The 26,959-nt window shown below is 63.7% G+C and carries 26 protein-coding genes; 14 read left to right on the top strand and 12 right to left on the bottom strand.

Annotation, left to right across the window (positions count from 1 at the left end; genetic code table 11):
• Window positions 1–12: 12 nt before the first annotated feature.
• Window positions 13–645, bottom strand: coding sequence for a TetR/AcrR family transcriptional regulator (locus HF916_RS33195; RefSeq protein WP_012432273.1), 633 nt, complete (start codon window positions 643–645; stop codon window positions 13–15).
• 256 nt (window positions 646–901) lie between these two features.
• On the opposite strand from HF916_RS33195, the gene rsxB reads away from it, so the two are divergent.
• The 3 genes from rsxB to HF916_RS33180 all read left to right on the top strand — a co-directional run bounded on the left by rsxB (window position 902) and on the right by HF916_RS33180 (window position 2,987).
• Window positions 902–1,735, top strand: a complete 834-nt coding sequence (gene rsxB / locus HF916_RS33190) for an electron transport complex subunit RsxB (RefSeq protein WP_168795732.1) — start codon at window positions 902–904, stop codon at window positions 1,733–1,735.
• Window positions 1,736–1,754: 19 nt separating this feature from the next.
• The gene (gene nth / locus HF916_RS33185; RefSeq protein ID WP_168793074.1) at window positions 1,755–2,399 is read left to right on the top strand and encodes an endonuclease III; all 645 of its coding nucleotides are present in this window, start codon (window positions 1,755–1,757) and stop codon (window positions 2,397–2,399) included.
• A 153-nt stretch (window positions 2,400–2,552) separates the two neighbouring features.
• Window positions 2,553–2,987 (top strand): DUF1841 family protein, encoded by a 435-nt coding sequence (locus tag HF916_RS33180; protein WP_168793073.1) that lies wholly within the window; start codon window positions 2,553–2,555, stop codon window positions 2,985–2,987.
• Window positions 2,988–3,103: 116 nt separating this feature from the next.
• Here HF916_RS33180 and HF916_RS33175 read toward each other — a convergent pair whose 3' ends face one another.
• Together HF916_RS33175 and HF916_RS33170 are read right to left on the bottom strand one after the other, a co-directional pair.
• The gene (locus HF916_RS33175; protein ID WP_168793072.1) at window positions 3,104–3,487 is read right to left on the bottom strand and encodes a c-type cytochrome; all 384 of its coding nucleotides are present in this window, start codon (window positions 3,485–3,487) and stop codon (window positions 3,104–3,106) included.
• Between the two features lie 56 nt (window positions 3,488–3,543).
• Window positions 3,544–3,912, bottom strand: a complete 369-nt coding sequence (locus HF916_RS33170; protein ID WP_168793071.1) for a c-type cytochrome — start codon at window positions 3,910–3,912, stop codon at window positions 3,544–3,546.
• 492 nt (window positions 3,913–4,404) lie between these two features.
• Here HF916_RS33170 and HF916_RS33165 point away from each other — a divergent pair, with 492 nt between their 5' ends.
• From HF916_RS33165 to HF916_RS33145, 5 genes are all read left to right on the top strand, one after another.
• On the top strand, window positions 4,405–5,247 hold the full coding sequence (locus HF916_RS33165) for an AAA family ATPase (RefSeq protein WP_168793070.1): 843 nt from the start codon (window positions 4,405–4,407) through the stop codon (window positions 5,245–5,247).
• Window positions 5,248–5,355: 108 nt separating this feature from the next.
• Window positions 5,356–6,531, top strand: a complete 1,176-nt coding sequence (locus tag HF916_RS33160; RefSeq protein WP_168793069.1) for a vWA domain-containing protein — start codon at window positions 5,356–5,358, stop codon at window positions 6,529–6,531.
• Window positions 6,532–6,571: 40 nt separating this feature from the next.
• Entirely contained in the window at window positions 6,572–7,792 is a 1,221-nt protein-coding gene (locus HF916_RS33155) for a benzoate/H(+) symporter BenE family transporter (RefSeq protein WP_168793068.1), read from the top strand.
• Window positions 7,793–8,317: 525 nt separating this feature from the next.
• Window positions 8,318–9,271: a transaldolase gene (gene tal / locus HF916_RS33150; RefSeq protein ID WP_168793067.1), complete on the top strand. Its 954-nt coding sequence runs from the start codon at window positions 8,318–8,320 to the stop codon at window positions 9,269–9,271.
• A 490-nt stretch (window positions 9,272–9,761) separates the two neighbouring features.
• Complete coding sequence (locus HF916_RS33145; RefSeq protein WP_168793066.1) at window positions 9,762–10,175, top strand: VOC family protein; 414 nt, start codon at window positions 9,762–9,764, stop codon at window positions 10,173–10,175.
• A 113-nt stretch (window positions 10,176–10,288) separates the two neighbouring features.
• Here HF916_RS33145 and HF916_RS33140 read toward each other — a convergent pair whose 3' ends face one another.
• The 6 genes from HF916_RS33140 to HF916_RS33115 all read right to left on the bottom strand — a co-directional run bounded on the left by HF916_RS33140 (window position 10,289) and on the right by HF916_RS33115 (window position 15,860).
• Window positions 10,289–11,413 carry an FUSC family protein gene (locus tag HF916_RS33140; protein ID WP_206002029.1) on the bottom strand — a complete coding sequence of 375 codons (1,125 nt, stop codon included), beginning with the start codon at window positions 11,411–11,413 and terminating at the stop codon, window positions 10,289–10,291.
• 149 nt (window positions 11,414–11,562) lie between these two features.
• Window positions 11,563–13,113: a monocarboxylate uptake permease MctP gene (mctP, locus tag HF916_RS33135; protein ID WP_168793065.1), complete on the bottom strand. Its 1,551-nt coding sequence runs from the start codon at window positions 13,111–13,113 to the stop codon at window positions 11,563–11,565.
• Entirely contained in the window at window positions 13,113–13,352 is a 240-nt protein-coding gene (locus HF916_RS33130) for a DUF3311 domain-containing protein (RefSeq protein WP_168793064.1), read from the bottom strand. The genes mctP and HF916_RS33130 overlap by 1 nt, the downstream gene beginning before the upstream one ends.
• Before the next feature lie 422 nt (window positions 13,353–13,774).
• Window positions 13,775–14,707 carry a spermidine synthase gene (locus HF916_RS33125; protein WP_168793063.1) on the bottom strand — a complete coding sequence of 311 codons (933 nt, stop codon included), beginning with the start codon at window positions 14,705–14,707 and terminating at the stop codon, window positions 13,775–13,777.
• On the bottom strand, window positions 14,704–15,177 hold the full coding sequence (locus HF916_RS33120) for a DNA-deoxyinosine glycosylase (protein ID WP_168793062.1): 474 nt from the start codon (window positions 15,175–15,177) through the stop codon (window positions 14,704–14,706). The genes HF916_RS33125 and HF916_RS33120 overlap by 4 nt, the downstream gene beginning before the upstream one ends.
• Entirely contained in the window at window positions 15,177–15,860 is a 684-nt protein-coding gene (locus tag HF916_RS33115) for a chorismate--pyruvate lyase family protein (protein WP_168793061.1), read from the bottom strand. Before HF916_RS33115 ends, HF916_RS33120 begins: the two co-directional genes overlap by 1 nt.
• Window positions 15,861–16,100: 240 nt before the next feature.
• Between HF916_RS33115 and HF916_RS33110 the strand changes: the two genes are divergently transcribed.
• Entirely contained in the window at window positions 16,101–16,607 is a 507-nt protein-coding gene (locus tag HF916_RS33110) for an OmpA family protein (protein WP_168793060.1), read from the top strand.
• A gap of 303 nt (window positions 16,608–16,910) precedes the next feature.
• Here HF916_RS33110 and HF916_RS33105 read toward each other — a convergent pair whose 3' ends face one another.
• Window positions 16,911–18,719: a glycosyltransferase family 9 protein gene (locus HF916_RS33105; protein WP_168793059.1), complete on the bottom strand. Its 1,809-nt coding sequence runs from the start codon at window positions 18,717–18,719 to the stop codon at window positions 16,911–16,913.
• 261 nt (window positions 18,720–18,980) lie between these two features.
• Between HF916_RS33105 and HF916_RS33100 the strand changes: the two genes are divergently transcribed.
• A complete protein-coding gene (locus tag HF916_RS33100; protein ID WP_168793058.1) occupies window positions 18,981–19,262 on the top strand; it encodes a hypothetical protein in 282 nt (93 codons plus the stop codon).
• A 144-nt stretch (window positions 19,263–19,406) separates the two neighbouring features.
• Here the strand turns inward: HF916_RS33100 and htpG are convergent, their stop codons facing one another.
• Window positions 19,407–21,305, bottom strand: coding sequence for a molecular chaperone HtpG (gene htpG / locus HF916_RS33095; RefSeq protein ID WP_168793057.1), 1,899 nt, complete (start codon window positions 21,303–21,305; stop codon window positions 19,407–19,409).
• Window positions 21,306–21,490: 185 nt separating this feature from the next.
• On the bottom strand, window positions 21,491–22,951 hold the full coding sequence (locus tag HF916_RS33090) for a PLP-dependent aminotransferase family protein (RefSeq protein WP_168793056.1): 1,461 nt from the start codon (window positions 22,949–22,951) through the stop codon (window positions 21,491–21,493).
• Between the two features lie 265 nt (window positions 22,952–23,216).
• On the opposite strand from HF916_RS33090, the gene HF916_RS33085 reads away from it, so the two are divergent.
• The 4 genes from HF916_RS33085 (at window position 23,217) to HF916_RS33070 (ending at window position 26,802) form a co-directional block, all read left to right on the top strand.
• On the top strand, window positions 23,217–23,906 hold the full coding sequence (locus HF916_RS33085; RefSeq protein WP_168793055.1) for a VOC family protein: 690 nt from the start codon (window positions 23,217–23,219) through the stop codon (window positions 23,904–23,906).
• 71 nt (window positions 23,907–23,977) lie between these two features.
• Window positions 23,978–25,174, top strand: coding sequence for a PLP-dependent aminotransferase family protein (locus HF916_RS33080; protein ID WP_168793054.1), 1,197 nt, complete (start codon window positions 23,978–23,980; stop codon window positions 25,172–25,174).
• Between the two features lie 98 nt (window positions 25,175–25,272).
• A complete protein-coding gene (locus HF916_RS33075) occupies window positions 25,273–25,737 on the top strand; it encodes a RidA family protein (RefSeq protein ID WP_168793053.1) in 465 nt (154 codons plus the stop codon).
• 174 nt (window positions 25,738–25,911) lie between these two features.
• Window positions 25,912–26,802: a PhzF family phenazine biosynthesis protein gene (locus HF916_RS33070; RefSeq protein WP_168793052.1), complete on the top strand. Its 891-nt coding sequence runs from the start codon at window positions 25,912–25,914 to the stop codon at window positions 26,800–26,802.
• Window positions 26,803–26,959: the final 157 nt, after the last annotated feature.

Here is a 26,959-nt window from a genome sequence, read left to right as displayed (position 1 = left end):
CGTGACGCGAGGTTACTTCCGCAACAGATAGGCGAGCAGCAACTCGGTGTTCATCTGAATGACTTCACTGCGCTCGCTCGCGCTGCTGAAATCGCGGCCGAGGGTGGCTTCGAGCGTGAAGCGGTTCGACACGATGTAGTAGCCCATGCCGGACAGCGTGACATAGAAGCGCAGCGGATCGACGTTGGTGCGAAACAGCCCCGCGCGTTGACCGCGCTCAAGAATGCCGCCGAGCGTGGCGACGATCGGCGAGATCATTTCGCGGATGCGCGTCGACTTCTGCATATAGCGTGCTTCGTGCAGATTCTCGTTATTGATGAGACGCAGCAACTCGGGATGATCGCGGTAGTAATCCCAAACAAAATGCGCGAGACGCGTGATGGCCTCGACCGGGGCGATGCCATTGAGTTCGAGCGTGCGCTCCGCTTCGTTGAGCGCGCTGAACGCGTGCTCGAGTACCGCGGTAAAAAGCTGCTCCTTGCTACCGAAGTAGTAATAAAGCATGCGCTCATTCGTTTCTGCGCGGCGGGCGATCTGATCGACGCGCGCGCCGAATAGCCCACCATTTGCAAACTCTTCGGCCGCCGCAAGCAGAATGCGGCGCCGTGTGCCTTCAGGATCTCTTTTGATTTTCGGCTGATTCATGGTGGCATCGTCTTCGTGAGCCGCGTTATCCGGATCGCGCCGCCGGCCTCTCCTCGGGCCTTGCACCGACAGCACTGAACGGGCTGGTTGGGGGAATACCCTTCTGCGGTCTTTCGAAAAAAGCGCTTCGATTATGGCACATGGATTGCGGATGGCAATTGGGGAAATCGGCGATAATGTGCTATTTAGTTCAAGCCGTGCGGCCGCAAGCTAAAGCACCAGTCAGCGCCCCACGTCAGAGCCCCACGCCGTGACCGTGACAGATACCAGAACACTCGCAGACCGCATCGAAGATCTGCTCCCCCAGACGCAATGCACCAAGTGCGGTTACCCCGCATGCCGTCCCTATGCCGAAGCCGTCGCAAGCGGCGAGGCCAATTACAACCAGTGCCCGCCGGGCGGCGCCGAAGGCATCGCGCGGCTCGCCGCGTTGCTCGGCAAGCCGGTGATTCCGCTCAATTCCGCCAACGGCGTCGAACGGCCGCGTCCGGTGGCGGTTATCGACGAACAAGTTTGCATCGGTTGCACGTTGTGCATGCAGGCCTGTCCGGTCGATGCAATAGTTGGCGCACCGAAACAGATGCATACGGTGATCGTCGAACGCTGCACCGGTTGCGACCTGTGCGTGCCGCCCTGCCCCGTCGACTGCATCGCCTTGCCGCCGGTCACGGGTGAAGCGACCGGTTGGGACGCGTGGAGCCAGGCTCAGGCCGACGCCGCGCGCGCACGCCATGACCGGCGCGAAGCGCGTCTCGCACGCGAGCGCGAGGCTGCCGAAGCACGTGCTGCAGCGCGGCGCGCCGGCAGCGCTCCCACTGCTCAGGTTACCGAAACAACTGCGGCCAACGCCGCGGCGCCATCGGCTGCACCCGCCGCGGACGACGCCGAAGCCAGGAAACGCGCGATCATCCAGGCCGCGCTCGAACGTGCTCGCAAGAAGAAAGAAGAACTGGCCGTCAAGGGCCAAGGCCCGCTGAACACCGAACGGGTGAGCGCGGATGTGCAGGCGCAGATCGACGCCGCCGAAGCACGCCGCCGCCGTCTCGGCCTCGCCGCGGACGACACCGGCACGTCGTCCGATAAGCGCTAACCGCATCGTCACGCCGAGCATGAACGCGAACAAACGCCGCGCCATCTACGAGACGCTTCAGAGTCTCAATCCTCATCCGACAACCGAACTCGAGTACACCACTCCGTTCGAACTGCTGATCGCCGTGTTGCTGTCGGCGCAGGCCACCGACGTGTCAGTCAACAAGGCCATGCGCAAGATGTTCCCGGTCGCGAACACGCCGCAGAAGGTTTTTGATCTCGGCGAAGAAGGCGTGACCGGCTACATCAAGACCATCGGCCTCTATCGCACCAAGGCGAAGAACGTCATCGCGACTTGCCGCATTCTGCTCGACCAGTACGGCGGCGAAGTGCCCGAGGATCGCGAAGCGCTCGAAAGCCTGCCGGGCGTCGGCCGGAAAACGGCCAATGTGATTCTGAACACGGCGTTCGGTCATCCGACCATCGCGGTCGACACGCACATCTTTCGGGTTGCGAATCGAACTGGTCTTGCGCCCGGCAAGGACGTTCGCGCGGTCGAAGCGGCGTTGGAGAAATTCACGCCCGCCGAGTTCAAGCAGGACGCGCACCACTGGTTGATCCTGCACGGCCGTTATGTGTGCAAGGCACGCCGGCCTGAATGCTGGCATTGCGTGATCGAGCCGCTGTGCGAGTTCCGGCCGAAAACGCCGCCGCCGGATCTGTAAGCGCAACCGGCACCTCATTCAACGCCGGAGCGCCGCCTGCAGCCCGCGCCGCCCCGGCGTAAAATGACGCGCTGCCTTGTCCGCTCGTCCGCTTCACAGGCTGACGCTTCACAGGCATACGTCCCACGCCCCACTCAACGCACCGGTCTTACGATGTTCAATCCCAGCCGCGACGAAGTCCGTCTCTTCTTCACCGACACCTGGCGCAAGCAGCGCAAAGGCGAAATTCTGACGCCGCTGGAGGCAATTGCCGCCGACTGGATCGTCGAGCACCCCGAATACCACGCCGACCTGACCGACGGCGACGCCGCCCAGGTTCAGGACTACTCGCCCGAACGCGGCCAGACCAACCCGTTTCTGCATCTGTCGATGCATCTCGCGATCACCGAACAGTTGTCGATCGACCAGCCGCCCGGCATTCGCGCGGCGCATGAGCGGCTCGCCGCACGCCTCGGCTCGACCCACGACGCGCAGCACGCGATCATGGACTGCCTCGGCGAAACCATCTGGGAAGCGCAGCGCACCGGCACGCCGCCGGACACGGACGCGTATCTGCAACGCATCGAGCGGCGCGCCACGCGCGACTGAGACCGGCGTCAGGCGAACACGGGCGAGCGGGCCAAAACCGCGGCCCTAAAAGCACAACACCCCGCCGAAGCGGGGTGTTGTTCAATCCGAAAGCAGCGCGAACTCACGCCACGCGCTTACTTCTTCTGCACCAGAGCGCCGTCTAGCGATTCGATATAGGCGGCGATGTCTTTCATGTCGCTGGGCGACAGGCTTTGAACCTGCGCCTGCATGATCGCGTTGTTGCGGCCCAAGTGCGGGTTGCCGTTGCCCATCTGGTATTGGCGCAGCGCCCAGTAGACGTAATCGGAATGCTGGCCGGCGAGCTTCGGATATTCCGGGCTCACCGGGTTGTTCAGCTTCACGCCGTGGCAAGCCGCGCAGTTGTGGCTGTCGGCCAGCACCTTGCCGTTGCCGGCGTCGGCGGCGTGCGCGAGGTTCGCTGCAACCAGACCGATCACTGCCGCCGACGCGCATGCAGCCTTGAACACCGTGTGGAGTGCCTGTTGGGGCTTATTCATGAATTCTCCTATCCCGCGAATTTATTAGCCGAGTGACTGGATGGACGAGCCGCAGGTCACTTGTCGGGATTGCTCTTCGAAGAGGCATTTTGCGCGGCGTAGTAGGCAGCGATGTCGGCGATGTCCTGATCCGACAGCGACGCGGTGATGGCGCGCATTGTTTCGAAATGGCGGTCGCCCTTCTTGTAGCCATGCAGGGCGTTCTCGAGGTACGCCTGGTTCTGCCCGCCGAGCATTGGCACGCGGTAGACCTCAGGGTAAGCCGTGCGGTATTCAGGGATGCCGTGGCAGCCAATACACATCGCGACCTTGCCTTGGCCCGCCTTCGCGTTGCCGACGACATCCGCTGCCTGCGCACCGGCCGTATAGCCCGCGAGCACCGACAGCGCTGCGATCACGACGTTTTTGCCAACGAATTTATTCATAGCATGTAACCTGGCTTGAGGGGAAACGGGCGACCAAAAGGCAACGGCCCGCGCCGTTATTCTTATAGGGTAGCCACGCAGGCCAAAAAAATCGGGCTAATTGTACCGCGCCGCCGCGCCGAACGTCCACCGCGCGGGGCCGCGGCGCATCCGGCCGCCGCAAAGCCACGGCTAGCGCCGCTTTGCTCCGCCGCGCCGGATTCGCAAGGCAAGGCGGCCGCCGTCGCATGCGGGCCGCTCGCGCCAACTCGCACCGACTCGCGCCGGTTCGACACAGCGGCCAGCACGGCAACCGACGCCGCATTCAGCCCGCTCTCGCCCGGCTCGCCCGCCCACCGGACCCGCCGGGCGAGCGTTCGGTCCGCTCGCGGACGCCGCGTGCGCACTCGCTTCACGCCACGGCACCGCGGATGACACCTTACGCGAGGCGGTTTCAGGCCAACAGGTCTTCTGACTTATACTGGGTTTTTTCCCGAAAAAGAGCATCTTGCCATGCGTTTCGAAGGCTCATCGCAGTACGTCGCCACCGACGACCTCAAGCTCGCGGTCAACGCCGCGATGACGCTGAAGCGCCCGTTGTTGATCAAGGGCGAACCCGGCACGGGCAAAACCATGCTCGCCGAAGAGGTCGCCGCCGCGCTCGGCATGCCGCTGCTGCAGTGGCACATCAAGTCCACCACCAAGGCGCAGCAGGGTCTGTACGAGTACGACGCGGTGTCGCGCCTGCGCGATTCGCAACTCGGCGACGAGCGCGTCAAGGACATCGGCAACTACATCGTCAAGGGCGTGCTGTGGCAGGCGTTCGAGTCGGACGAGCAAACCGTGCTGCTGATCGACGAGATCGACAAGGCCGACATCGAATTCCCGAACGACCTGCTGCGCGAACTCGATCGCATGGAGTTCTACGTGTACGAGACGCATGAGCTGATCCGCGCGAAGCAGCGCCCGCTCGTGATCATCACGTCGAACAACGAGAAGGAGTTGCCGGACGCGTTCCTGCGCCGCTGCTTCTTCCACTACATCAAGTTCCCCGATCCGGTCACCATGCAGCAGATCGTCGAGGTGCACTATCCGGGCATCAAGAAGGAATTGTTGGCCGCCGCCATGCAGAGCTTTTTCGAACTGCGCAACGTCGCCGGATTGAAGAAGAAGCCGTCCACCTCGGAACTGCTCGACTGGCTCAAGCTGCTGCTCGCCGAAGACATTCCTCCCGAAGCGCTGCGCTCGTCCGACCAGAAGCAGATCATTCCGCCGCTGCATGGCGCGCTCCTGAAGAACGAGCAGGACGTGAACCTGTTCGAGCGGCTGATCTTCATGAACCGCAATAACCGTTGATTGAGCGTTCAATGAACGCGTATTGATCTTGACTGAGAGCCGGATGGTCGCGAGGCCGCCACTGAGAAGCGCGCCGCCCCGACCACCCGCCGCCGCAGAGGACCCAGCATGCTGATCGACTTCTTCTACTCGCTGCGCGCCGCCAAACTGCCGGTGTCGGTGAAGGAATACCTGACGCTGCTCGAAGCGCTCAAGGCCAACGTGATCGCGCCGTCGCTCGACGAGTTCTACTATCTGGCACGCATCACGCTGGTCAAGGACGAGCAGTATTTCGACAAGTTCGACCAGGCGTTCGGCGCGTATTTCAAAGGCGTCGCGCAAGCCTCGGAACTCGCCTTCGACATCCCGCTCGACTGGCTGAAGAAGAAGCTGCAACGCGATCTGTCGCCGGAAGAAAAAGCGCAGATCGAGGCGATGGGCGGCCTCGACAAGCTCATGGAGCGCCTGAAGGAACTGTTCGACGAACAGAAGGAGCGCCACGAAGGCGGCAACAAGTGGATCGGCACGGGCGGCACGTCGCCGTTCGGCAATGGCGGCTACAACCCGGAAGGCGTGCGCATCGGCGGCGATGCGGCGGGCAACCGCACCGCCGTCAAGGTCTGGGAAGCGCGCGCCTATCGCGACTACGACGATCAGGTGGAAATCGGCACACGCAACATCAAGATCGCGCTGCGCCGCTTGCGCCGGTTCGCTCGCGAAGGTGCCGCCGAAGAGCTCGATCTGCCCGACACGATCCGCAGCACCGCCGCGAACGCCGGCTGGCTCGACCTGAAGATGGTGCCCGAGCGGCACAACAAGGTGAAAGTGCTGATGCTGCTCGACGTGGGCGGCTCGATGGACGATCACATCAAGCGCACCGAAGAGTTGTTCTCCGCCGCCAAGGCCGAGTTCAAGCACCTGGAGTTCTACTACTTCCACAACTGCGTGTACGACTTTCTGTGGAAGAACAACCGCCGCCGTCACGCCGAGCGCATGCCGACGTGGGACGTGCTGCACAAATTCACGTCCGACTACAAGCTGATCTTCGTCGGCGACGCGACCATGAGCCCATACGAAGTGCTGCAGCCGGGCGGCTCGGTGGAGTACAACAACGCCGAAGCCGGCGCCGTATGGCTGCGCCGCCTCGCCGATCATTTCCCGCACCACGCGTGGCTCAATCCCGAACCGGAAGGCCTGTGGGCGTACCGGCAGTCGGTCAGCGCGATCCGCGAAGTGCTCGGCCACCGCATGTACCCGCTCACGCTCGCCGGCCTCGAGACGGCCATGCGCACGCTGAGCAAATAGCCGGGTCAAGTTTTACCTTCAACGATAAGAAAGCATCTGCATGAGTCCGTCTTCCACGCCCGATTTGTCCCCTGCCGTCACACCGCCCGGGCGCCTCAACCCTTTCGCCGATACGTCGCTGTCCACCATCGTCGCCGGTTTCGTCGCGATGATGACGGGCTACACCAGTTCGCTCGTGCTGATGTTCCAGGCGGGCCAGGCCGCGCATCTGAGCGATGCGCAGATTTCGTCGTGGATCTGGGCCTTGTCGATCGGCATGGCCGTCTGCACGATCGGCCTGTCGCTGCGCTTTCGCGCGCCGATCGTGATCGCCTGGTCGACACCCGGCGCGGCGCTGCTGGTGTCCTCGCTGCCGCATGTGGCGTATGCGGAGGCGATCGGCGCGTTTATCGTCTGCGCGCTGCTGCTTACGCTAGTCGGCCTGACCGGCTGGTTCGACACGCTGATGAAGAAGATTCCGGCGGGCATCGCCTCGGCTTTGCTGGCGGGCATCCTGTTCGAGATCGGCATTGAGATATTCCGCGCCGCGCAATTCCAGACCGCGCTCGTGCTGACCATGTTCTTCACCTATCTGATCGTCAAACGGCTCGCGCCGCGCTACGCGATCGTCACGACGCTGATCGTCGGCACGGCGGCCGCAGGCGGGCTCGGACTGCTCGACTTCAGCCACTTTCACGTCGCGCTGGCGCATCCGGTGTTCACCATGCCGGCGTTTTCGGTGGCAGCCAGCGTCAGTATCGGGATTCCGCTTTTCGTCGTGGCGATGGCGTCGCAGAACGTGCCGGGCATTGCCGTGCTGCGCGCGGACGGCTACACCACGCCCTCGGCGCCGCTGATTTCGACCACCGGCATCGCCTCGCTGCTGCTCGCGCCGTTCGGCTCGCACGGCATCAATCTTGCGGCGATCATCGCGGCGATCTGCACCGGCCCCGAAGCGCACGAAGACCGCAACAAGCGCTACACGGCCGCGGTGTGGTGCGGCATCTTCTATCTGATCGCCGGGGTTTTCGGCGCGACCATCGCCGCGCTGTTCGCGGCCTTGCCGAAGGCGCTGGTGGTCTCCGTCGCGGCGCTGGCGTTGTTCGGCTCGATCATGAGCGGGCTCGCCAACGCGATGCAGGACCTGAAGCAGCGAGAGGCGGCGCTGGTCACGTTCATGGTGACGGCGTCCGGGCTGACTTTGCTGTCCATCGGCTCGGCTTTCTGGGGGCTGGTGGCGGGTGTGCTGACGCAAGTGGTATTGAACGCGCGGCGGGCTTGATGCGCCTACCGGGCAAGGCAGCAGTTCGGTGTTCTGGTGGCGCGTGGCAGCCGCGCTGACGCAAGTGATATTGAACGCGCGGCGTGCCTGACGCGCCTGCTGCGCGAGGCAGCGGCTCGGTGTTCTGGTGGCGGATGGCAGCCGCGCTGACGCAAGTGATATTGAACGCGTGGCGTGCCTGACGCGCCTGCTGCGCGAGGCAGCGGCTCGGGGTCCGGCCGCCTGTTGCTGGCAGAATCAGTTGGCAAAAACCGCTCGGCAGACCCGGTCAGCGCTAGATCGGTCGGCGGAAAATGCCGCCTGAAATCTGTGTGAACGGATCGCCGTGGGCAAGTGTCAACACTGCATCAGCCGATCCGCCATAGAATAGAAGCATCCGGCAGCGCTTTCCGTCAAAATTCCCCGGCAAGATGGCGGGCAGCGCTGCAGCGTGACCCGCGGCCGCCGGAACTGGTTTGCGTTTCAGGCCGGTGGCAACCTCATTTCTCCTGAACCACGGCGCGCACGCGCCCTGAAGGCTCGAACATGACAACCGCACTCGATCAACTCAAGCAATACACCACCGTCGTGGCCGATACCGGCGACTTCCAGCAGCTTGCCCAGTACAAGCCGCAGGACGCGACCACCAATCCGTCGCTGATTCTGAAAGCGGTGCAGAAAGACGACTACAAGCCGCTGCTCGAAAAGACCGTGAAAGCCCACGCGTCGAAGCCGGTCGGCGCGGTCATCGACCAGTTGCTGATCGCCTTCGGCACCGAAATTCTCAAGATCATTCCGGGCCGCGTATCGACGGAAGTGGACGCGCGCCTCTCGTTCGACACGGAAGCTTCGATCGCCAAGGGCCGCGAACTGATCTCGCTGTACAAGGAGCACGGCATCGGCCGCGAACGCGTGCTGATCAAGCTGGCTTCCACCTGGGAAGGCGTCCGTGCGGCGGAAGTGCTGCAGAAGGAAGGCATCCACTGCAACATGACCCTGCTGTTCTCGCTCGCCCAGGCGGCCGCCTGTGCCGAAGCGGGCGCGCAACTAATCTCGCCGTTCGTCGGGCGGATTTACGACTGGTACAAGAAGAACGCCGGCAGCGCATGGGACGAAGCGAAAGACGGCGGCGCCAACGACCCGGGCGTCAAATCGGTGCACCGCATCTATGCGTACTACAAAAAGTTCGGCTACAAGACCGAGGTGATGGGCGCGAGCTTCCGCACGCCAGGTCAGGTTCTGGAACTGGCCGGCTGCGATCTGCTGACCATCAGCCCGGATCTGCTGCAAAAGCTGCAGGACAGCACTGAAAAGGTGGAACGCAAGCTGTCGCCGGATATCGCTAAAGATGCGGATATCGAACGCGTGCCGGTTGATGAATCGTCGTTCCGTTTTCTCGTCAATGACGAAGCCATGGCGACCGAGAAGCTTGCTGAAGGGATTCGCGCGTTTGCTGCGGACGCGGTCAAGCTGGAAAAGTTGATCGAAGCGTTGCGGTAAGGGTTGCTCGTGCCGCCTAAATTTGGCGTACAAAACACGCGGCCTTGGACTTCACGGTTCAAGGCCGTGTGCCGTTTACCGACCTGCGGGGGTTGCGGTTTTCGGTTGCGTTTGAACTGCGTCGGGCAACGTCGCGCTTACGATATTTAGTCACAATTGCCGCCTGATGGGTGACTACAATCTTCTGCAAGGGCGTTTCACGGTGGTCTATTAGCGTCGCCCCTGTGCGGGGCAGCACCTACTTTCTTTGCCGCGGCAAAGAAAGTAGGCAAAGAAAGCCGCTTTGCACCGCCAGCTCATAAGCGGCCCCCCCGCGCAGTCGCGGTAGTGGTGCATCTGGAATCTGTCTCCTCGCACACTCCGCGTTGGTGACACAGCCGTCATTCCTCCAGCGGCGCTGCGCGCGCCGTCGCGGTACTTCATCTAACCATTAGCCCTTCCGTTGTCTTTCTCGGGAGATATCCGCGTCGCTCACCCTTTGGAGACGATCATGCTGGTTCAACCTTACGTATTTTTTAACGGACGTTGCGAAGAAGCGCTCGACTATTACTGCGCGAAACTCGGCGCTCAGGTGACCTTCAAGATGCGCTACAAGGAAGCGCCGCCCGATCCGCAAAACCAGCCGCGCCCCGGTCTCGAAGAAAAGATCATGCACGCCAATGTGCGCATGGGTTCGACCGACTGGATGGCCTCCGACGGCCATTGTGACCCCGCCGCCACGATGAACGGCTTCAGTCTCTCGCTGACCGCCGACGACGCCGCGTCGGCCGAACAGTACTTCAATGCGCTTGCCGACGGCGGCCAGGTGACGCTGCCGTTTCAGCCGACGTTCTGGAGCAAAGGCTTTGGCATGGTGGTCGACCGCTTCGGTCTCATGTGGATGGTGACAGTGCCGGAAGGTTGAGCGCGACGGCGCAGCGGACCACAATGAGCGCGCTCGCTCGCGGTGGTTGCCGCGCTTGGCGCGCTTGGCGTCGGTCAGACCGCTGCGCCGCCCAGGCAGTCGGAGCGACCCACTCAAGCCTTCAACAAAGTCCGCGATCGCCGTTCGATGTTCCAGTTCGGCTCGGTTTCCAGCAACCGCTCGCGCAGCCGGTCCACCTGTTCGGCAAGCCGCTGTCCGAGCCAGTACGGCCCCTGAAATTCGAGCGGCAGCTTCAGCGCCGCGTCGCCGTGCCTCTGCGCGAGCGCCGACGCGGACGGAATGCCGAAGTGTGTCGCCCGGCCAAAGCGCAGGCCGCGCGCCATCGCCAGCAGAATCGCGCGCACGGTGCGCACCTCGACGCCGCATTGCTCGGCGTACGCGGCGCGCGCCGTGGCATCGGCGTGCATCAGCGGACCGGTGGCAAGCAACTCCAGCGAACTGAGCACCGAGCGGTGCAGCCGCTGAATCTCTTCGAGCTTCGACTGCGGCACCTCGATTTCCTTCGCCACCGAAGGCATCAGCGAACGCAATTGCACGAGCCGCCTGTTGATCGCCAGAAAGCGCTTGACCTGCTCTTCCTCACTAGTCGTCTCGCCCTCCAGCAGCCGCGTGTAGACGCGCGCGCATTCGCGGAGATTCGTCGCGAGCCCATAGCGCCACGAATAAGTGGCATGCAGCGGCAGCGCAAACGAAAACGCCAGCGCGATCACGATGCCGATCAGCACGTTCGCGGTGCGCCACAGGCCGACGTCGATCAGATTGTCGCCGTGGCCCGCGACGATGCACATGGTGATCGCCGTCAAGAGCCCGATATAGCCTGACGAGCCGATCGCGAACCAGGCGCAGATGCCCGCGACGATCGACATCAGCACATAAGTGAGCGGCGGCGAGTCGGTCAGGTTCTGCAGCACGATCAGCGCGAGCCCGATCGACGCGCCGAGCAGCGTGCCCGCCGCCCGCTCCGCCGCCTTCTTGCGGATATTGCCGTGATGCTGCAAGCCGCCGATCACCACCAGCAAAGTGACCGACGACCAGATGCCGTGCGGAATGTCGATGCCGGTGGTCGCCAGAATCGAAACCAGCATGGCCAGCCCGACGCGCAGACTGTGCAGCACCTTGGCGTGGCGATAGCGGTAGTAAGGCGACGTAACCGCGCGGACCATCCGGCTGAGCGCCGAGCGGCGTGGAATCACGGTGTGGGAATCGGCAGAAGCCATGGCGGCGCGCTCGATGCGGTGAAGGACGGTTCCGCTATCCTGCCCTGGAGTGCCTCATCAGGACAAACGCCCGCACACTTTCGTGTGCGGGCGTTGCGGTTTTCAGGCTGTCGTGCCCCGTGAAGCGGCACGACGCAAAGCAGCCGTGATCAGCTTTCGACCACGTCCAGATAGTCTTCCGGACGGGTACGGTCTTCAGCGCGCTGCATGCCGGCCACGCGCACCAGCAGGCTCACCACCACCGCCACCACCAGGTTCACGATCAGCGACCACACCGCCGCATAACCCGGAATCCCTATGCCGAACAGGTGGATCGTAAAGATCGAGCCGGCCAGCTTCAGCGAAATCGCCATCCACGTGCCGGTTGCGATGCCGACTGCCCAACCGGCCAGCAGGCCGCGGTAGTCGAGCACGCGCGTGTACAGACCCAGCACGATCGCCGGCAAGGTCTGGATGATCCAGATACCGCCGAGCAACTGCAACTGGATCGCGTACGTCAGCGGCAGGCCGAGAATGAACGCCACCGCGCCGACCTTGACGATCAGCGAGACCAGCTTCGCGACATTGGTCTCCTGCTCGTTCGTCATGTTGCGATTCACGAACTCCTTGTGGATGTTGCGCGTGTACAGGTTAGCGGCCGCAATCGACATGATCGCCGCCGGCACCAGCGCGCCGATGCCAATCGCCGCGAACGCCACGCCGACGAACCACGACGGGAAGTAATGCAGGAACAGCGCCGGTACCGCGAAGTTCGGGCCGAACGCCTTGAAGTACGGCGCGAACTCCGGCATGTCCTTCACACCCGAGGCCAAGGCCATGAAGCCGAGCAGCGCGAGCAGGCCGAGCACCAGCGAGTAGGCCGGCAGCATCGCCATATTGCGGCGGATCGTGTTACCCGACTTCGACGACAGCACCGCCGTGATCGAGTGGGGGTACAGGAACAGCGCGAGCGCCGAACCCACCGCGAGCGTCGCGTACGCGCTGTAGCCGTTCAGGCTGGAGACGTCCGGCGCCTTGAGCAGCAGCTTGGCCGGCGGCACCACGCTGAAGATGTGGCCGAAGCCGCCCAGTTGCGGCGGAATCACGATGATCGCGGCGAAGATCACGATATAGATCAGGACGTCCTTGACCACCGCGATCATGGCCGGCGCACGCAGACCCGAGGTGTACGTGTACGCCGCCAGAATCGCGAACGCGATGATCAGCGGCAGATCGCCGACAAAGCCCTTGGTGTCGAAACCGAGCGCGCCGATCACCACTTCGATACCGACCAGTTGCAGCGCGATGTACGGCATGGTCGCGACGATGCCGGTCACGGCGATCGCCAGAGCGAGCATACGGCTGCCATAGCGCGCCGAAACGAAGTCCGCCGACGTCACGTAGCCCTGACGTTTGGCGATACTCCACAGCTTCGGGAACACCACGAACGCGAACGGATAGATCAGGATCGTGTATGGCAACGCGAAGAAACCGGTTGCGCCCGCACCGAACACCAGCGCCGGCACGGCGATGAAGGTGTACGCGGTGTACAGGTCGCCGCCCAGCAGGAACCACGTGACGATGGTGCCGAAGCGCCGGCCGCCGAGGCCCCACTCTTCCAGATGTGCGAGATCACCGCGCCGCCAATGCGCCGCGACAAAGCCGAGAATCGTGACGCCGATGAAAAACAGAACGAAGACGAAAGTTGCTGTGGCGTTCATTATCGTGCGCCCCCCTGCGTACGGCCGCTGGAGCGCGCCTTGGTCTTGAAGTACACGAGCGCTGTGATGACTGCGCTGATCAGCACCCACAGGAGCTGATACCAGTAGAAAAATGGAAAGTCGAACAGCACCGGTTCGACCTTGTTATATGACGGCACCCAGATCATCGCGATCCAGGGCAACAGCAGCAACCAGAGCCAGTGCTTGCTGGCCTTGTTCGCGTCGGCGTCGTGAGCCATGACGTCTCCTCTTCCCTATTATTGAAATGTTGGCCCGTGTTTGACGGGTGGTGGATCCCGCTGCGAGGGGTGGCCCCGCGAATGCCCACGGGCTCCCCGAAAGCTTCGAAAGAGTATAGGAGCGGCGAGAGCGCGGTCAAGCAGGGCCGACCCCAGCACGACCGTGCTTTCAGGGTCGGCGCGACGGTATTTCAGCAAGAGGAGTTGAAGCGCTGCGGCCAGGCGCATCAGGCCGTGCGGCTTGGGTCTGACAGGCCGGCCCGCTTCGCGAAGAAGAGGACCGGCTGTTCAATGCGCGATGGATGAAGGCGGCGAACGTCGCGTGGGCGCAACGGCGCGCGGCGCATGAGCCGGGTCATTCGGTCCATGCACTGCTTTGGATCGGACCGGCTTGCGCGGCCCGACCGCATAGGTCGTTGCAATCAGACCGAGAACGAGGCGCCGGTCTGCCCGGTCGATTCCTGCAGACCCTTGATCCACTTACGCGCGGGCAGACCGAGTTCCGCTTCGATCAGCTTGGCGCGCGCTTGCAGCGCCGTGAACGGCACCTCGAGCGCCGGACCCGAGAACGCGATCGCGATGCGGTTGCCGTCGTGCACTTCCGGCAGCGCGACCACGCGGCCGTCGAAGGCTTCGTTCAGACGCTTCATGTTGCGCACGAAGCTCGGGTGATCGCCGAACAGGTTCACCGTCACCACGCCCGCGTCGGTCAGGCACGCGCGCGCCGCACGATAGAAGCCGACGCTGTCGAGCACCGGACCGCGCGCCGTCGCGTCATAGACGTCGATCTGCAACGCGCCGATCGTGCCATGATTGGCGCCGTCGTTGACGAAGTCCCACGCATCGGTTTCGTGTACCGTCAGACGGGCGTCGTCGTGCGGCAGTTCGAACATCGTGCGCGCGGCCACCACGACCGCCGGATTCACTTCGACCGCCTCGACCTTCGCGCGCTTCAGGAAGCGGTACGCGAACTTGGTCAGCGCCGCGGCGCCCAGACCGAGCTGGACGATACGCTTGGGCGTTTCGATGAACAGCAGCCAGGCCATCATCTGCTGCGCGTATTCGAGTTCGATGTGGTCCGGCTTGCGCAGACGCATTGCGCCTTGCACCCACTCCGTGCCGAAATGCAGAAAGCGCACGCCGCCCTCTTCCGAGAACGTCACCGGCGCGAAACGCGGCTTGCGCGGCGCTTCGATTTGCGGCGCGTCGTGCAGATCGTCGTCGCGCAAGACGCGCGTTTTGTTGCGCGTGGCGTTCTGCGTTTTCTGCGTTTTTTGTTTCCCACCGGCGACGTCAGCATCGCGGTTGCGGAAGGCACGCGCTTCGGCGGAAGCGCGCTTGATCAATTTCGTCATGTAAGGATGTCGCGCCAAAGACGCAATTTTTGGTCGAATGAGAGCATAGCATTCGCCGGACTCGACGAAGGCAATACGAGGGTGGCGTAGCCCGCCGCACCGATCACCGGCGCAAAACGGCCCGCCGTCTTGCCGTTGAAGCAGACTTTCGCGAGCTTCGGCGCGTGGGCGCGCAACGAAGCGAAATCATTGGGGCTGGCATTGCGGATCGCCGCGTCGAGGCTGCCTTCGCGTGTGCAGGCGGCGAGCACGTCCCACACGCCGATGCCGTGCGCGAGCACGCGGCGCAGACGCTCCTCGTACGTGAGCTCGGCGAGCGGCTCGTCGAGCACGATGCCGAGCAGGCGCCAGAACTGGTTGCGTGGATGCGCGTAGTACTGCGTCGCGGCGAGCGACGCCTCGCCGGGAAAGCTGCCGAGAATCAGCGTATGTGTATCCGCGGCGGCGACCGGAGGAAAGCCGCGCAGCATCAGCGGCTCCGTTCGTCGGACGCGCGCGTCGCGGGATGCGCGCGCGATGCGGTGTGCTCGAGCGGACGGCCATGTTCGCGCACCCGCGGATGCGCCAGCCACTCGTCCGATCTGCTCGCGCCGGACAAGGTCGCCAGATGCGTCCATAACGCCGGCAACATGCATTCGGTGACCATCAGCGGCGCGCCGTGGCGCTCGAAAACGGAGCGGCGCGCGACCAACGCGTGCGGCGGCAACCCTTCAATCTCACGCGCAGCCAGCCGATAGAGCGGATGCCGCGCGGTCAACCTGCGGCTCACCAGCGACGAACGCGCCACGCTGCTATCGCTATACAGCAGTTCGGCCAGCGGCCGCGTGCGTAAGCGCCGTATGGCCTGCCACACGCCCGCGCTCGCGGCGAGCGCTGCGATGCTATGCGCGGCAACAAACGGCACGCCATCGACCGACAGCACGACTTCCCGAACCCACACCGGCGCACGCGACACGAGGCCGAGCGCGGCGCTCTCGTCGGCCCACGGCAGCGCGACGCCTTCGCGCGTCACGCGCACCGCGACCGCGCCGAGCGCGCGCAGATGCGCGGTCAGTGAACCACCACGGGTCAGCCAGTCTTTCTGGGCGGCGGTGAAACCGGGTAAGGGCGCGACGCGCCAGTGGGCGTCGGCGGCATCGAAACGGATAGACATGGTGTCGGATTATAACGGCGCGGCTGTCGGACCATTCGTCAACGCGCACACCCTGCCCTTCAGCAGATTCCATCGACTCTGACACCGGTCGTGATGCACTTCCACCGACGCGTCGATTTCAGATAGTTCCGATTCTCCGCGGCTCGCGTCGCGCGATAAAACCTCCGTGCTTTGCAAAGCCGGCCGCCCGCGATCGAATGGCGCGCCACGTGAACGAATAATCAAGGAGAAAACACGAAGATGAAGAACATCCTGAGCACAACCGCATGCGCCATCTCTGTCCTGCTGATGGCAGGTTGCGCGGCGCAACTGAACCGCGACACGGAGACATCGTTGAACAAGGCCGTTGGCATCGAGGTGGCGCCGGTCGCCGGCGGCGTCGCGGTCAAGCTGCCCGAAACCGCCCTGTTCGATTTCAACAAATCCGACGTGCGCAGCGACACGGCCGCGGTCATCGATCGTTCGGCCGTGCTGCTCAAGCGCAGCAAGAAACCGATTGTCGTCGAGGGCTACACCGACAATGTCGGCACGCTCGAATACAACCAGCAACTGTCCGAAGCGCGCGCGACCGCGGCGGGTTACGCGCTCGTGGCGCGCGGCATCGCAATGGACCGTATTCGCACGAAGGGCAACGCGTACAACAATCCGGTGGCGAGCAACGATACGCCCGAAGGCCGCGCGCTGAACCGTCGCACCGAGATCGTCGTGCGTGGCGAGACGATGGATACGTTGATGGGCAAGAAGTAACCGACGGCCATTTCGCGGTCACCTTCAACTGAAAAAACTGGGCGCGTGTGAGGCCGCCCGGTCTTCAGTCAGCGACAAAATCGCGCAATGATGAAGCGCGTGCACGTTGTGCGGCTGTGCCGCGAGGACTCGCTCATAGTCCGCAATCGCCATGTGATGGCGCCCCGCGACGAAGCAGGCGTCGGCCGTGCGCGGTGATCGCGCCGACATCGTCGGAGACGCTGGTGGGGAGAGAGAAATCGGGTTCGTGCATCGACGTGGATCAGTTGCGTGAGTGACTCAACCTGCCGTGGCTTGCGCCGCTCAGGCTGTCCAGTCCGGCGCCATCATCGTCTTCAGACGCGCGACCACCCGCTCGACGACCGGTGCCCATTGCGCAGGCTGCGGCTGCCGGAACAGCTCGACCGAGTCATACCAGGGCTGCGCTTCTTCGTTGCCCCACGACCAGTGCGAGACGTGATCGAGCATCGCCAGCACGCGATGCCCTAACGCGCCGCCGAGATGCAACGGTGCGCTGTCGATCGTCACCAGCGCGTCCAGCGCGGTGAGATGCGCCGCCACGTCGTCGAAGCCGTCTTTGTAATCGCCGGTCAGATCGCACAGGCGATATCCCTGCGCGGCGAGCGCCGTCACATCGGCGTGGCGCCCGGGCGTGAGCGGATGGAATACGACATCCGGAAGCGCCAGCAGCGGCGTCAGCGCCGCAAGCGGAATCGACCGCTTGGCGTCGCGCCGATGCGTCGGGCTGCCCGACCAGACGAGACCGACGTGCCACATCGCATCGGGCGCGTACGCGCTGATCCGTTCGCGCCAGGCCGCCGCCTTCGTTGTCTCGGCCTGCAGGTAGGGCGCGCCGCGGACCTGCTCCGACTCGAGACGGAGCGCGAGCGGCAGGCTCATGAGCGGCAACGCGTAATCCGGCGAGCCGAGCGGACCTGCTTCGATCGACACGCAATCCGCGTAGAAACGCGCAAACAGCGGCTGCAACGCGCGACGCACGGCGAGCACCAGCCGCCCGCCTTCGTCACGCACGCGTGTCGCCAGATCCGGAACGAAGCGGACCATCTGGATGTCGTCGCCGCTGCCCTGCTCGCTGTGCACGACCAAGGTCTTGCCGGCGAGCGCTTCGCCATGCCAGCGCGGGCACAAGCGCCTCATCACGCTGACGACGTTGTTCTGTTCGCGGTCTTCGCGCGCGAGACGCGCCTCGAAACGCGGCCACGCGCTCGACCAATCGCCGCGCCGCAGTTCCAGGTCCGCCAGATCGACCGCTGCCTGCACCGCTGACGCATCGATCGCGAGCGCCGCACGCAGCGCCGCCTCGCTGTCCTCGTAGCGCGCCTGCTCGTTCAGATACATGCCGATGGCCGCCAGCACATCCGCATTGCCGGGCGCGACGGCGTCCACGGCGCGCATGGTGGCCTCCGCCGCCGCCGCGTCGTTGCACTGCCATTGCGCGTGGCTGAGCTGCCACGCCATCTCCGCATCGGCGGAATTGCGCGCAAGACATTCGCGGCAGATACGCTCGACCATCGACCAATCGCGCATCTCGCGCAACGCCAGCACGAGTTGCAAAGGCAACGCCGGATCGATCGCGGGGTCGAGCGCATACGCGCGCGACAGCGCCGCGCGACGCTCGTCCCGCGCGCTTGTCTCCGGCAGCGCCGCCAACGCGATCGACAACCACCACGGCGCGCGCGCGTCCTGCGGCGCTCGATGCTCGTAGGCACGCAAGATTCGCGCGGCCGCCGAGTGCGCGCCGCACGTGTCGATCAGCCACGCGACCCAGTCGATCGTTGTTTCGACCGGCTGAGCGGCCACCGCCCGCTCGCTGTTGCGCTGCGCGGCGCCGGCGTAGCCGAGCGCGTCGGCGAACAGCGCGACCCGCGCATGGCGCGCTCCGTTCGCGCACGCTTGCGCCTGCGACGCGCTGTGATACGCCTCTTCGAAACGCCCCGCGCTAGCGCACAGGTCGGCGTGCAACTGCGGCGTCGCGCCTGCCACGGCGAATTCGACTGCGCGACGCGCGGCGGCATCGAAACCTTGTCCGCGCAGGATGGACCACAGGAGATGAACGGAATCGAGAGGTACTGCCAGAGCGGAATCGGACATGGGAATTCGAAGCGTTGTTGTTGTCATGCGCGAAGGCGTAATCACAAAAATAGGACTCGGTGCTTTCAATGCTTAGAGATTAGAAATAATCCTTCAAGCCTTCGAATAAAATTCGCGCGAGCATAAGACAAAACCGCGCTTTTACATCTCATAAATCAATCTCAATTTAATGCCATTGATTCTATTTAGTTAGTTAACCATAATTAATCCCAGTCGACTACGAGTAACACCTGTTAGTCGATCAAATCGATCAACCACAGCATGGAGCAACGTTTGAATACTGGAAAATTGAAGGAAACGTCCGACCGCATCGCTCATCTGGCTGCGGTCGTTTTACGGCGCGCGGGTATCGCGCAACTGGAGAAGGAACTCGCGGGCTCGGCGCTGGCGCAACATCACACGTCGAAACAGACCAGCAAGGCCATCGGCAGCCTCGCCGCGAAAGTGCTGGCCGATCATGTTTCGTGTCATGAGGCGAAGGAATTGGCCGGTTGCGTCCTCACGCAAGTGCGTCATCTGGATGGGCCGGCGCCCGCGCGTTAAGCGTTCGGTCAGAGGCGCCAGAAGTAGACTCAACTGCGTTTCGCTCCGGCGCGTCCGCCGGGAAAAAAAATGCGCTGCCCCAAGGCAGCGCATTTTTAAACCCCGGCTTCAACGCAAGGCCGCGGATTCAAGCTCGGCACATACTCAGTTCGCGCGCGCCAGCAAGAGCGCATTGGTGCGCTTCACGAAGCTCGCCGGATCGTCCAGCGCGCCTCCTTCAGCGAGCAACGCCTGATCGAACAACAGATGGCACCAGTCGTCGAAGTTCGCGCTGTCCGCGTGCAAACCCTTCACCAGCGCGTGCTCAGGATTCACTTCGAGAATCGGATGGAACGACGGCGCTTCCTGCCCCGCGGCCTTCAGCATGCGTTGCAGATAGCCGCTCATTTCGCCGTCGTCGGCAACGAGGCAGGACGGCGAATCGGTCAGGCGGAACGTGAGACGCACGTCCTTGGCCTTGTCCTTCAGCGCTTCCTTCATCTTCTCGACAAGCGGCTTGAACTCTTCGCCAACTTTCTCCTGCGCCTGTTTTTCTTCGTCGTTCAGCGCGCCCAGATCGAGATCGCCACGCGCCACGCTTTGCAGCGGCTTGCCTTCGAACTCGTTCAGGAACGACAGAATCCACTCATCCACGCGGTCGGTCAGCAGCAGCACTTCCACGCCTTTCTTGCGGAACACTTCGAGGTGCGGGCTGTGGGTCGCGGCCTGCCAGGTGTCGGCGGTCACGTAGTAGATCTTGGTCTGCTCGGGCTTCATGCGCGCCACGTAGTCGGCCAGCGACACGGTCTGCTCCGGTGTCTCCGTATGCGTCGACGCAAAGCGCACGAGCTTCGCGATCCGATCGCGATTGGCAAAGTCTTCGCCGATGCCTTCCTTCAGCACCTGGCCGAATTCCTTCCAGAAGCCCGCGTACTTTTCCTTGTCCGCCTCGTTGTCCGAGTTGGCCAACTCTTCGAGCATGGACAGCGAACGCTTGGTCACGCCTTCGCGGATCGCCTTCACGTCGCGGCTTTCCTGCAGAATTTCGCGCGACACGTTCAGCGGCAGATCCGCCGAATCGACCACGCCCTTCACGAAGCGCAGATACGCGGGCAGCAGTTGCTCGGCGTCGTCCATGATGAACACGCGTTTCACGTACAGCTTCAGGCCGCCGCGATGATCGCGGTTGAACATGTCGAACGGCGCGTGGGTCGGCACGTACAGCAATTGCGTGTACTCGCTGCGGCCTTCGACGCGGTTATGCGTCCACGTGAGCGGATCCTGATGGTCGTGCGAGAGGTGCTGATAGAACTGCTTGTACTGCTCGTCGGTAATGTCGTTCTTCGAGCGCGTCCACAGCGCGCTGGCCTGATTGACCGTCTCGTCCTCGTCCTTCGTGACCATCTCGCTCTTTTCCGCGTCCCACTCTTCCTTTTGCATCAGGATCGGCAGCGCGACGTGGTCGGAGTACTTCTGAATGATCGCTTTCAGACGATGCGACGACAGCAGGTCGTCTTCATCCGCACGCAGATGCAGCGTGATGGTCGTGCCGCGCGCGGCGCGTTCGATCTGCTCGACGGCGAAATCGCCTTCGCCCGCGCTTTCCCAGCGCACGCCTTCCGAGGCCGGCAAACCGGCGCGGCGCGTTTCGACCGTGATCTTGTCCGCGACGATGAAGCCCGAATAGAAGCCCACGCCGAACTGGCCGATCAGCGCCGCATCTTTCTGCTGGTCGCCGGAGAGCTTGCCGAAGAATTCCTTGGTGCCCGAGCGCGCGATCGTGCCGAGGTTGGAGATCGCTTCGTCACGGCTCATGCCGATGCCGTTGTCGTCGAGCGTGATGGTGCGCGCGGTCTTGTCGTACGACACGCGAATCCGCAGATTCGGATCGTTTTCGTACAACGCACTGTTTTCGATCGCTTCGAAGCGCAGCTTGTCGGCCGCGTCGGACGCGTTCGAAATCAGCTCGCGCAGGAAAATTTCCTTGTTGCTGTACAGCGAATGGATCATCAGGTGCAGAAGCTGTTTCACTTCTGCCTGAAAGCTCATGGTTTCTTGTGCCATGGTCGGACTTCCTCTCTGTTGCGAATGGGGGTTCAAATCGGACGCGGCGCCGTTCGTTGCGGTTCACCGGCGACATCGGCTTGCCGTCGGCGTACCGCTGGTGGGCTGCTACCGGGGCGAAGCGTCAGTCGCTGAAACGCCGGCCGCCGGATTGTCCGCGTAATTGGGGGCAAGCCGGCGCGGTTTCAAGAGGCGCGGCGCGCCACGCTGTCGAGATAACGGCACAAGAAGGTGGCCAGCTCCGGATCGCCGCAATTGGAAATATTAAAGCGCATCCAGGTGGTCGACGACTGCTGCGGTGAAAACAGGCTGCCGGGCGTCAGTAGAAAACCGGCTTCGTGGCCGGCGGCCGCCAGCGCGTCGGCGTCGACGCCCGTGTCGGCCCACAAAAACATGCCGGCCATGGGCGTCAGGAACAGCTTGAGGCCGGTCTTCTCCAGCATCCGCACGGATTTCTCGCGCACGCCGTCGAGCCGCACGCGCAGCCGTTCGACATGCCGCCGGTAGTGACCTTCGGTCAGAATCTTGTACAGCACACGCTCGTTCAGTTCCGGGCTCGTCATGCCAACCAGCATTTTCTGGTCGCTAACCGCGGTCGCCACTTCAGGCGCGCACGCAATGAAACCGACCCGCAGATTCGGCGCGAGCGTTTTCGAAAAACTGCCTAGGTAGATCACGCGTTTCAACTGGTCGAGGCTCGCGAGCCGCGTGCCCGGATAGCTCGGAGGACACAGATCGCCGTAAATATCATCTTCGACGACGATGAAATCGTACGCTTCAGCGAGACGCAGAATGCGGAACGCCTGGGCCGCCGTGAGCGACGTGCCGGTCGGGTTCTGCAGCACCGAATTGATCACCAGCATTTTCGGCCGCCACGTCGCTACGAGCGACTCGAGCGCGTCGAGATCCGGCCCGTCCGGCGTGTACGGCATGCCCACCAGCCGCGCGCCCTGCGACGCGAACCGCCCAAACATCTGAAACCACGCCGGATCGCCGACGATCACCGCATCGCCCGGCTTCACGTAAATGCGCGAGATCAGATCGATGGCCTGCGTGATGCCAGACACCATCACGATCTGATCCGGCGATGCACCAATCTCCAGTTCTTCGAGCCGCGTCTGCAACTGCTGGCGCAACGGCAAAAAACCCAGCGGTGTTCCGATGCCGAGCATTTGCGCGCCGCTTTGCCGGCCGAGCGTGCGCAGCGCGTTGGTGATCAGGTCGCCGTCGAGCCAGCGCGCCGGCAGATAACCGAGGCCGGGACTGCGCTCGGGACGCGCGCCGGTATGCAGCATGTTGCGCAGCAGCCAGACCACGTCGATCGTGGCAGGCGCCGGCGCCGCCGCGGTCAGCGGATGAATCTCGGCAGTGGTGCTAGCCGCGCCGCCCAGCCGTTCGCGCACATAGAACCCGGAGCCGCGCCGCGACTCCAGAAAACCCTGCGCCACCAGCCGTTCGTACGCCTCGACCACCGTGAAGCGCGACACGCCCTTGTCGAGCGCCAGCTTGCGAATCGACGGCATGCGCATGCCGGGGCGGAACACGCGCTCCTCGATGCGGCGGCGCGCCCACTGGACGAGCTGCTCGACCAGCGTCAGCGACGCCGTGTCGTGCGGGGTGGGAATCTGGGCAAGCGGGACGGACATGACTGGGCTCCAACTGTACCGAACAGTATCGAATCGATTGTACCGTTACTGTGCCGGTCGGCGTCGCTACATTTGAGATAAGTAAAGGATGGAATGGCGGCACTGCAAGCCTCACGACGCCCCACGCGCGCTCCGGCAAAACCCTGCCGAACACCATCCGCATGGCCCGCCGATCCGGCAAACGGTTATGCTTACGGCCCCGGCAGCGTTGCCGCGACACCCGGCACGCTCCGGTTTACCGCAGAAACCGTTTCCCCGATCCGTCATGACTGCTCATCCGCTCCGCCTCGATCACCTCGTGATTTCCGCCCGCACCCTCGACGAGGGCACGCAGTACGTCGCCGATACGCTCGGCGTCGCACCGGCCGGCGGCGGCGCGCATCCGCTGATGCGCACGCATAACCGCCTGCTGAGTCTATGGGGCGGCGTGTATCTGGAAGTGATCGCGATCGATCCGCAGGCCGCGTCGCCGGCCGACGGCAGCGCGCCGCGCCCCCGCCTGTTCGCGCTCGACGACCCGGCAACACACGCACGGCTCGAAAACGGGCCGTATCTGTCGCACTGGGCCGCCCGGGTCGAACGGCCGAAACACCTGCCGACGTGGCAAGCGCAGTATCCGCAGCGCATTCCTCCCGTCGTGCCGATGACACGCGGCGATTTCACGTGGGGCCTGACCGTGCCCGACGACGGCGCGTTCCCCACCTGGCAAGGCATCGGCGACGGCGTGCTGCCCTCGCTGATTCAGTGGGACACGACGAAGCATCCGTCGACGGCCCTGCCGGAAACGGAGATTTCGCTGAAAGCGTTGAAAGGCGCACATCGGCAAGCCGACACGGTGGCGGCGCAACTTCGCTGGCTCGGCGCGACGCATCTGATCGAGTTGCAGCCCACGGAAGGCGCGCCGGCGCTCATCGCCGAGTTTGAAACGCCCGACGGTCTACGGACCCTTAAATAAGCAGCGCGCGCGGGTCGCCGACTCGCGCGATAATTGAAGTTTGACCGGTTCCAGTACCAGCAGAGGAGACCATGAACCAAAGCGACTTGAAAGCCCCCACGTGGCAATTGTCCGAACGTGCACGCAAGCTCACGAGCTCGGCGATTCGCGAGATTCTGAAGGTCACGGAGCGGCCCGAAGTCATTTCGTTCGCGGGCGGCCTGCCCTCGCCGGCTACCTTCCCGGCCGAACGCATGCGCGCGGCATCGGACCGCATTCTGCGCGACGAACCCGCCGCCGCGCTGCAATACAGCGCGACCGAAGGTTTTCTGCCGCTGCGTGAATGGATCGCCAAGCGCTATTCGGTGAACGGCGCGCAGATCCGTCCGACTCAGGTGCTGATCACCACCGGCTCGCAACAGGCGCTCGACCTCCTCGGCAAGGTGCTGGTGTGCCCGGACAGCCCGGTGCTGGTCGAAACGCCGACCTACCTCGGCGCGCTGCAATCGTTCTCGATGTACGAGCCGCGTTACGTGCAAGTGCCGACCGACGAACACGGCCTCGTTCCCGAAAGCCTCACGCCCGACCTGACGGCCGGCGCCCGCCTGTTGTACGCGCAACCCAACTTCCAGAATCCGACGGGCCGCCGCCTGCCGATCGAACGCCGCCGCGCGCTCGCCGAATTCGCGAAGACCGCGCCGTTCCCGGTGATCGAAGACGATCCGTACGGCGCGCTCGACTACGCGGGCGAACCGCTGCCCACCATGCTGTCGATGTCGCCGGACCACATCGTCCATCTCGGTTCGTTCTCGAAGGTGCTGGCGCCGGGCCTGCGGGTCGGCTACATCATCGCGCCGGAAGAGTTGATCTTTAAACTCGTGCAAGCCAAGCAAGCCACCGATCTGCACACGCCGAGCTTCACGCAGCGCATCGTGTACGAAGTGATCAAGGACGGCTTCCTCGACACGCACGTGCCGACTATCCGCGAACTGTATCGCGATCAATGCGCGGCCATGCTGGCCTCGCTCGAACGCTACATGCCGGAAGGCGTAAGCTGGAACCGTCCGGAAGGCGGCATGTTCGTGTGGGTGAATCTGCCCGCGCAGATCGACAGCATGCAGTTGCTGGAAGAAGCTGTCGCGCAGAACGTCGCGTTCGTGCCGGGCGGTCCGTTCTTCGCGAACGAAGCGCAACACAACACGCTGCGCCTGTCGTTCGTGACGGTGCCGCCGGCCAAAATCGACGAAGGCGTGTCGCGTCTCGGCGCGCTGATTCGCGCGAAAATCTGAACGCTGCCGCGCGCTGTTTGTGTGTTTCTTGCGCGCGGTTTGCACGATTCTCGCCCGGCCCGCATCCACCGAATTCCACTACTGACGAAGGACACACCATGGCTCAAACGAATGTGTACGACAAGCTCGAGGAACTGGGCATCGAACTGCCGACCGCCGGTGCGCCGGCTGCCGCGTATGTGATGAGCGCGCAAAGCGGCAACACGGTGTATCTCTCCGGACATATCGCCAAGAAGGACGGCAAGGTGTGGACCGGCAAGCTCGGCGCCACCCTCACCACCGAGGAAGGCAAAGCCGCCGCACGCTCGATCGCCATCGACCTGCTCGCCACGCTGCACGCGCACGTCGGCGATCTGAACCGCGTCACGCGCATCGTCAAGCTGATGAGTCTCGTCAACTCGACGCTCGAGTTCACCGAACAGCATCTGGTCACCAACGGCGCGTCCGACCTGGTCGCCGACGTGTTCGGCGAACGCGGCAAGCATGCGCGTTCGGCATTCGGCGTCGCGCAGATTCCTCTCGGCGCGTGCGTCGAGATCGAGATGATCGCCGAAGTCGAGTAACGCAGTAACGCACTCGAAGCCGCCGGTTCGTCCGGCGCAGTGAGACAGGAACGCGTCGCGAGGTGTCAGCCACCCGCGGCGCGTTTTGCATTTGTGGAGAGGTAGATCGTTCCGTCGTCAACGGATAGAATCCGCCAACCCTATCCATTCGTTTGATTCGCTGGACCGCGCCCCATGCCTGCCCACACTGTCCGTTTCAAACAAGTCGACGTGTTCACGTCGGTGCCGTTCAAAGGCAATCCGCTTGCCGTCGTGTTCGATGCCGACGCACTCGATGCGAATCAGATGCAGGCCATCGCTCGCTGGACCAATCTGTCCGAAACGACTTTCCTGTTGAAGCCGACCGACCCCGCCGCCGACTATCGTGTGCGCATCTTCAGTACGCGTGGTGAAATGCCGTTCGCGGGTCATCCGACGCTCGGCACCGCGCACGCGCTGCTCGAAAGCGACTATCAGCCGAAGCAGGCCGGCAAGCTCGTGCAGCAATGCGGCGTGGGACTCGTCGAACTCGAGGCGCTGCCGGGATCGGACGGCGCGTGGGGCTTCGCCGCGCCGCCCGCGCGCGTCACGCCGCTTGCCGAGGATCGCTATGCGGCGCTGTCTACGGCTTTACGTAGCAACGCGATCGATTTCAGTGCGACACCCTGCGCGGTCGACAATGGTGCGCCGTGGCTCGTGGTGCGCGTCAATTCGGCGCGTGAATGCCTCGCGCTAGCACCCGATGCCACCGCGCTCGCCGACATCGTGCATTCGGTGGGTACGCATGGCCTCGCGGTCTACGGTCCGCACGAGGCCGGCGGCCCGGCCACCTTCGAGGTGCGCTGCCTGATGGCCGGCGGCAGTTTCGGCGTCGGTGAAGATCCGGTGACAGGCAGCGCCAATGCCGCGCTTGCAGGTCTTCTGAGCGCCCAGCAGTTGCGCCCGGGCACGCACTATTCAGCCCGTCAAGGCACCGCGCTGGGCCGAGCCGGCCATGTCTCCGTGCACTACGACGACGCACGCAGCAAGACATGGATTGGCGGCTCGTCGGTGACGATTGTCGACGGCACGTTTCGCTTGCCCTGACCGGCACGCCCCTTGCCTCGCTCATGCGTCGGGCACGCAACCGGAAGCGGCATAGGGTTCGCCCTCCCTGGCCGCGCTTGACCACAAAACGCCGCATCGTTTGCACTATTAAATGCGCCTTGCATCGGAAGAGGCCTGTGAAAGGCCTGGCACACCT

It is taken from the genome of Paraburkholderia aromaticivorans, assembly GCF_012689525.1.
Taxonomy (GTDB): Bacteria; Pseudomonadota; Gammaproteobacteria; order Burkholderiales; family Burkholderiaceae; genus Paraburkholderia; species Paraburkholderia aromaticivorans_A.
Note: the sequence above shows the minus strand (reverse complement) of the source record. Positions and strands in the feature narration are given on the sequence as shown.

Excerpts from the sequence above, each read along its gene's own strand:
- HF916_RS33195 (WP_012432273.1), bottom strand. The coding sequence starts at position 645 with ATGAATCAGCCGAAAATCAAAAGAGATCCTGAAGGCACACGGCGCCGC.
- nth (WP_168793074.1), top strand. The coding sequence starts at position 1,755 with ATGAACGCGAACAAACGCCGCGCCATCTACGAGACGCTTCAGAGTCTC.
- HF916_RS33180 (WP_168793073.1), top strand. The coding sequence starts at position 2,553 with ATGTTCAATCCCAGCCGCGACGAAGTCCGTCTCTTCTTCACCGACACC.
- HF916_RS33175 (WP_168793072.1), bottom strand. The coding sequence starts at position 3,487 with ATGAATAAGCCCCAACAGGCACTCCACACGGTGTTCAAGGCTGCATGC.
- HF916_RS33170 (WP_168793071.1), bottom strand. The coding sequence starts at position 3,912 with ATGAATAAATTCGTTGGCAAAAACGTCGTGATCGCAGCGCTGTCGGTG.
- HF916_RS33165 (WP_168793070.1), top strand. The coding sequence starts at position 4,405 with ATGCGTTTCGAAGGCTCATCGCAGTACGTCGCCACCGACGACCTCAAG.
- HF916_RS33160 (WP_168793069.1), top strand. The coding sequence starts at position 5,356 with ATGCTGATCGACTTCTTCTACTCGCTGCGCGCCGCCAAACTGCCGGTG.
- HF916_RS33155 (WP_168793068.1), top strand. The coding sequence starts at position 6,572 with ATGAGTCCGTCTTCCACGCCCGATTTGTCCCCTGCCGTCACACCGCCC.
- tal (WP_168793067.1), top strand. The coding sequence starts at position 8,318 with ATGACAACCGCACTCGATCAACTCAAGCAATACACCACCGTCGTGGCC.
- HF916_RS33145 (WP_168793066.1), top strand. The coding sequence starts at position 9,762 with ATGCTGGTTCAACCTTACGTATTTTTTAACGGACGTTGCGAAGAAGCG.
- HF916_RS33140 (WP_206002029.1), bottom strand. The coding sequence starts at position 11,413 with ATGGCTTCTGCCGATTCCCACACCGTGATTCCACGCCGCTCGGCGCTC.
- mctP (WP_168793065.1), bottom strand. The coding sequence starts at position 13,113 with ATGAACGCCACAGCAACTTTCGTCTTCGTTCTGTTTTTCATCGGCGTC.
- HF916_RS33130 (WP_168793064.1), bottom strand. The coding sequence starts at position 13,352 with ATGGCTCACGACGCCGACGCGAACAAGGCCAGCAAGCACTGGCTCTGG.
- HF916_RS33125 (WP_168793063.1), bottom strand. The coding sequence starts at position 14,707 with ATGACGAAATTGATCAAGCGCGCTTCCGCCGAAGCGCGTGCCTTCCGC.
- HF916_RS33120 (WP_168793062.1), bottom strand. The coding sequence starts at position 15,177 with ATGCTGCGCGGCTTTCCTCCGGTCGCCGCCGCGGATACACATACGCTG.
- HF916_RS33115 (WP_168793061.1), bottom strand. The coding sequence starts at position 15,860 with ATGTCTATCCGTTTCGATGCCGCCGACGCCCACTGGCGCGTCGCGCCC.
- HF916_RS33110 (WP_168793060.1), top strand. The coding sequence starts at position 16,101 with ATGAAGAACATCCTGAGCACAACCGCATGCGCCATCTCTGTCCTGCTG.
- HF916_RS33105 (WP_168793059.1), bottom strand. The coding sequence starts at position 18,719 with ATGTCCGATTCCGCTCTGGCAGTACCTCTCGATTCCGTTCATCTCCTG.
- HF916_RS33100 (WP_168793058.1), top strand. The coding sequence starts at position 18,981 with ATGGAGCAACGTTTGAATACTGGAAAATTGAAGGAAACGTCCGACCGC.
- htpG (WP_168793057.1), bottom strand. The coding sequence starts at position 21,305 with ATGGCACAAGAAACCATGAGCTTTCAGGCAGAAGTGAAACAGCTTCTG.
- HF916_RS33090 (WP_168793056.1), bottom strand. The coding sequence starts at position 22,951 with ATGTCCGTCCCGCTTGCCCAGATTCCCACCCCGCACGACACGGCGTCG.
- HF916_RS33085 (WP_168793055.1), top strand. The coding sequence starts at position 23,217 with ATGACTGCTCATCCGCTCCGCCTCGATCACCTCGTGATTTCCGCCCGC.
- HF916_RS33080 (WP_168793054.1), top strand. The coding sequence starts at position 23,978 with ATGAACCAAAGCGACTTGAAAGCCCCCACGTGGCAATTGTCCGAACGT.
- HF916_RS33075 (WP_168793053.1), top strand. The coding sequence starts at position 25,273 with ATGGCTCAAACGAATGTGTACGACAAGCTCGAGGAACTGGGCATCGAA.
- HF916_RS33070 (WP_168793052.1), top strand. The coding sequence starts at position 25,912 with ATGCCTGCCCACACTGTCCGTTTCAAACAAGTCGACGTGTTCACGTCG.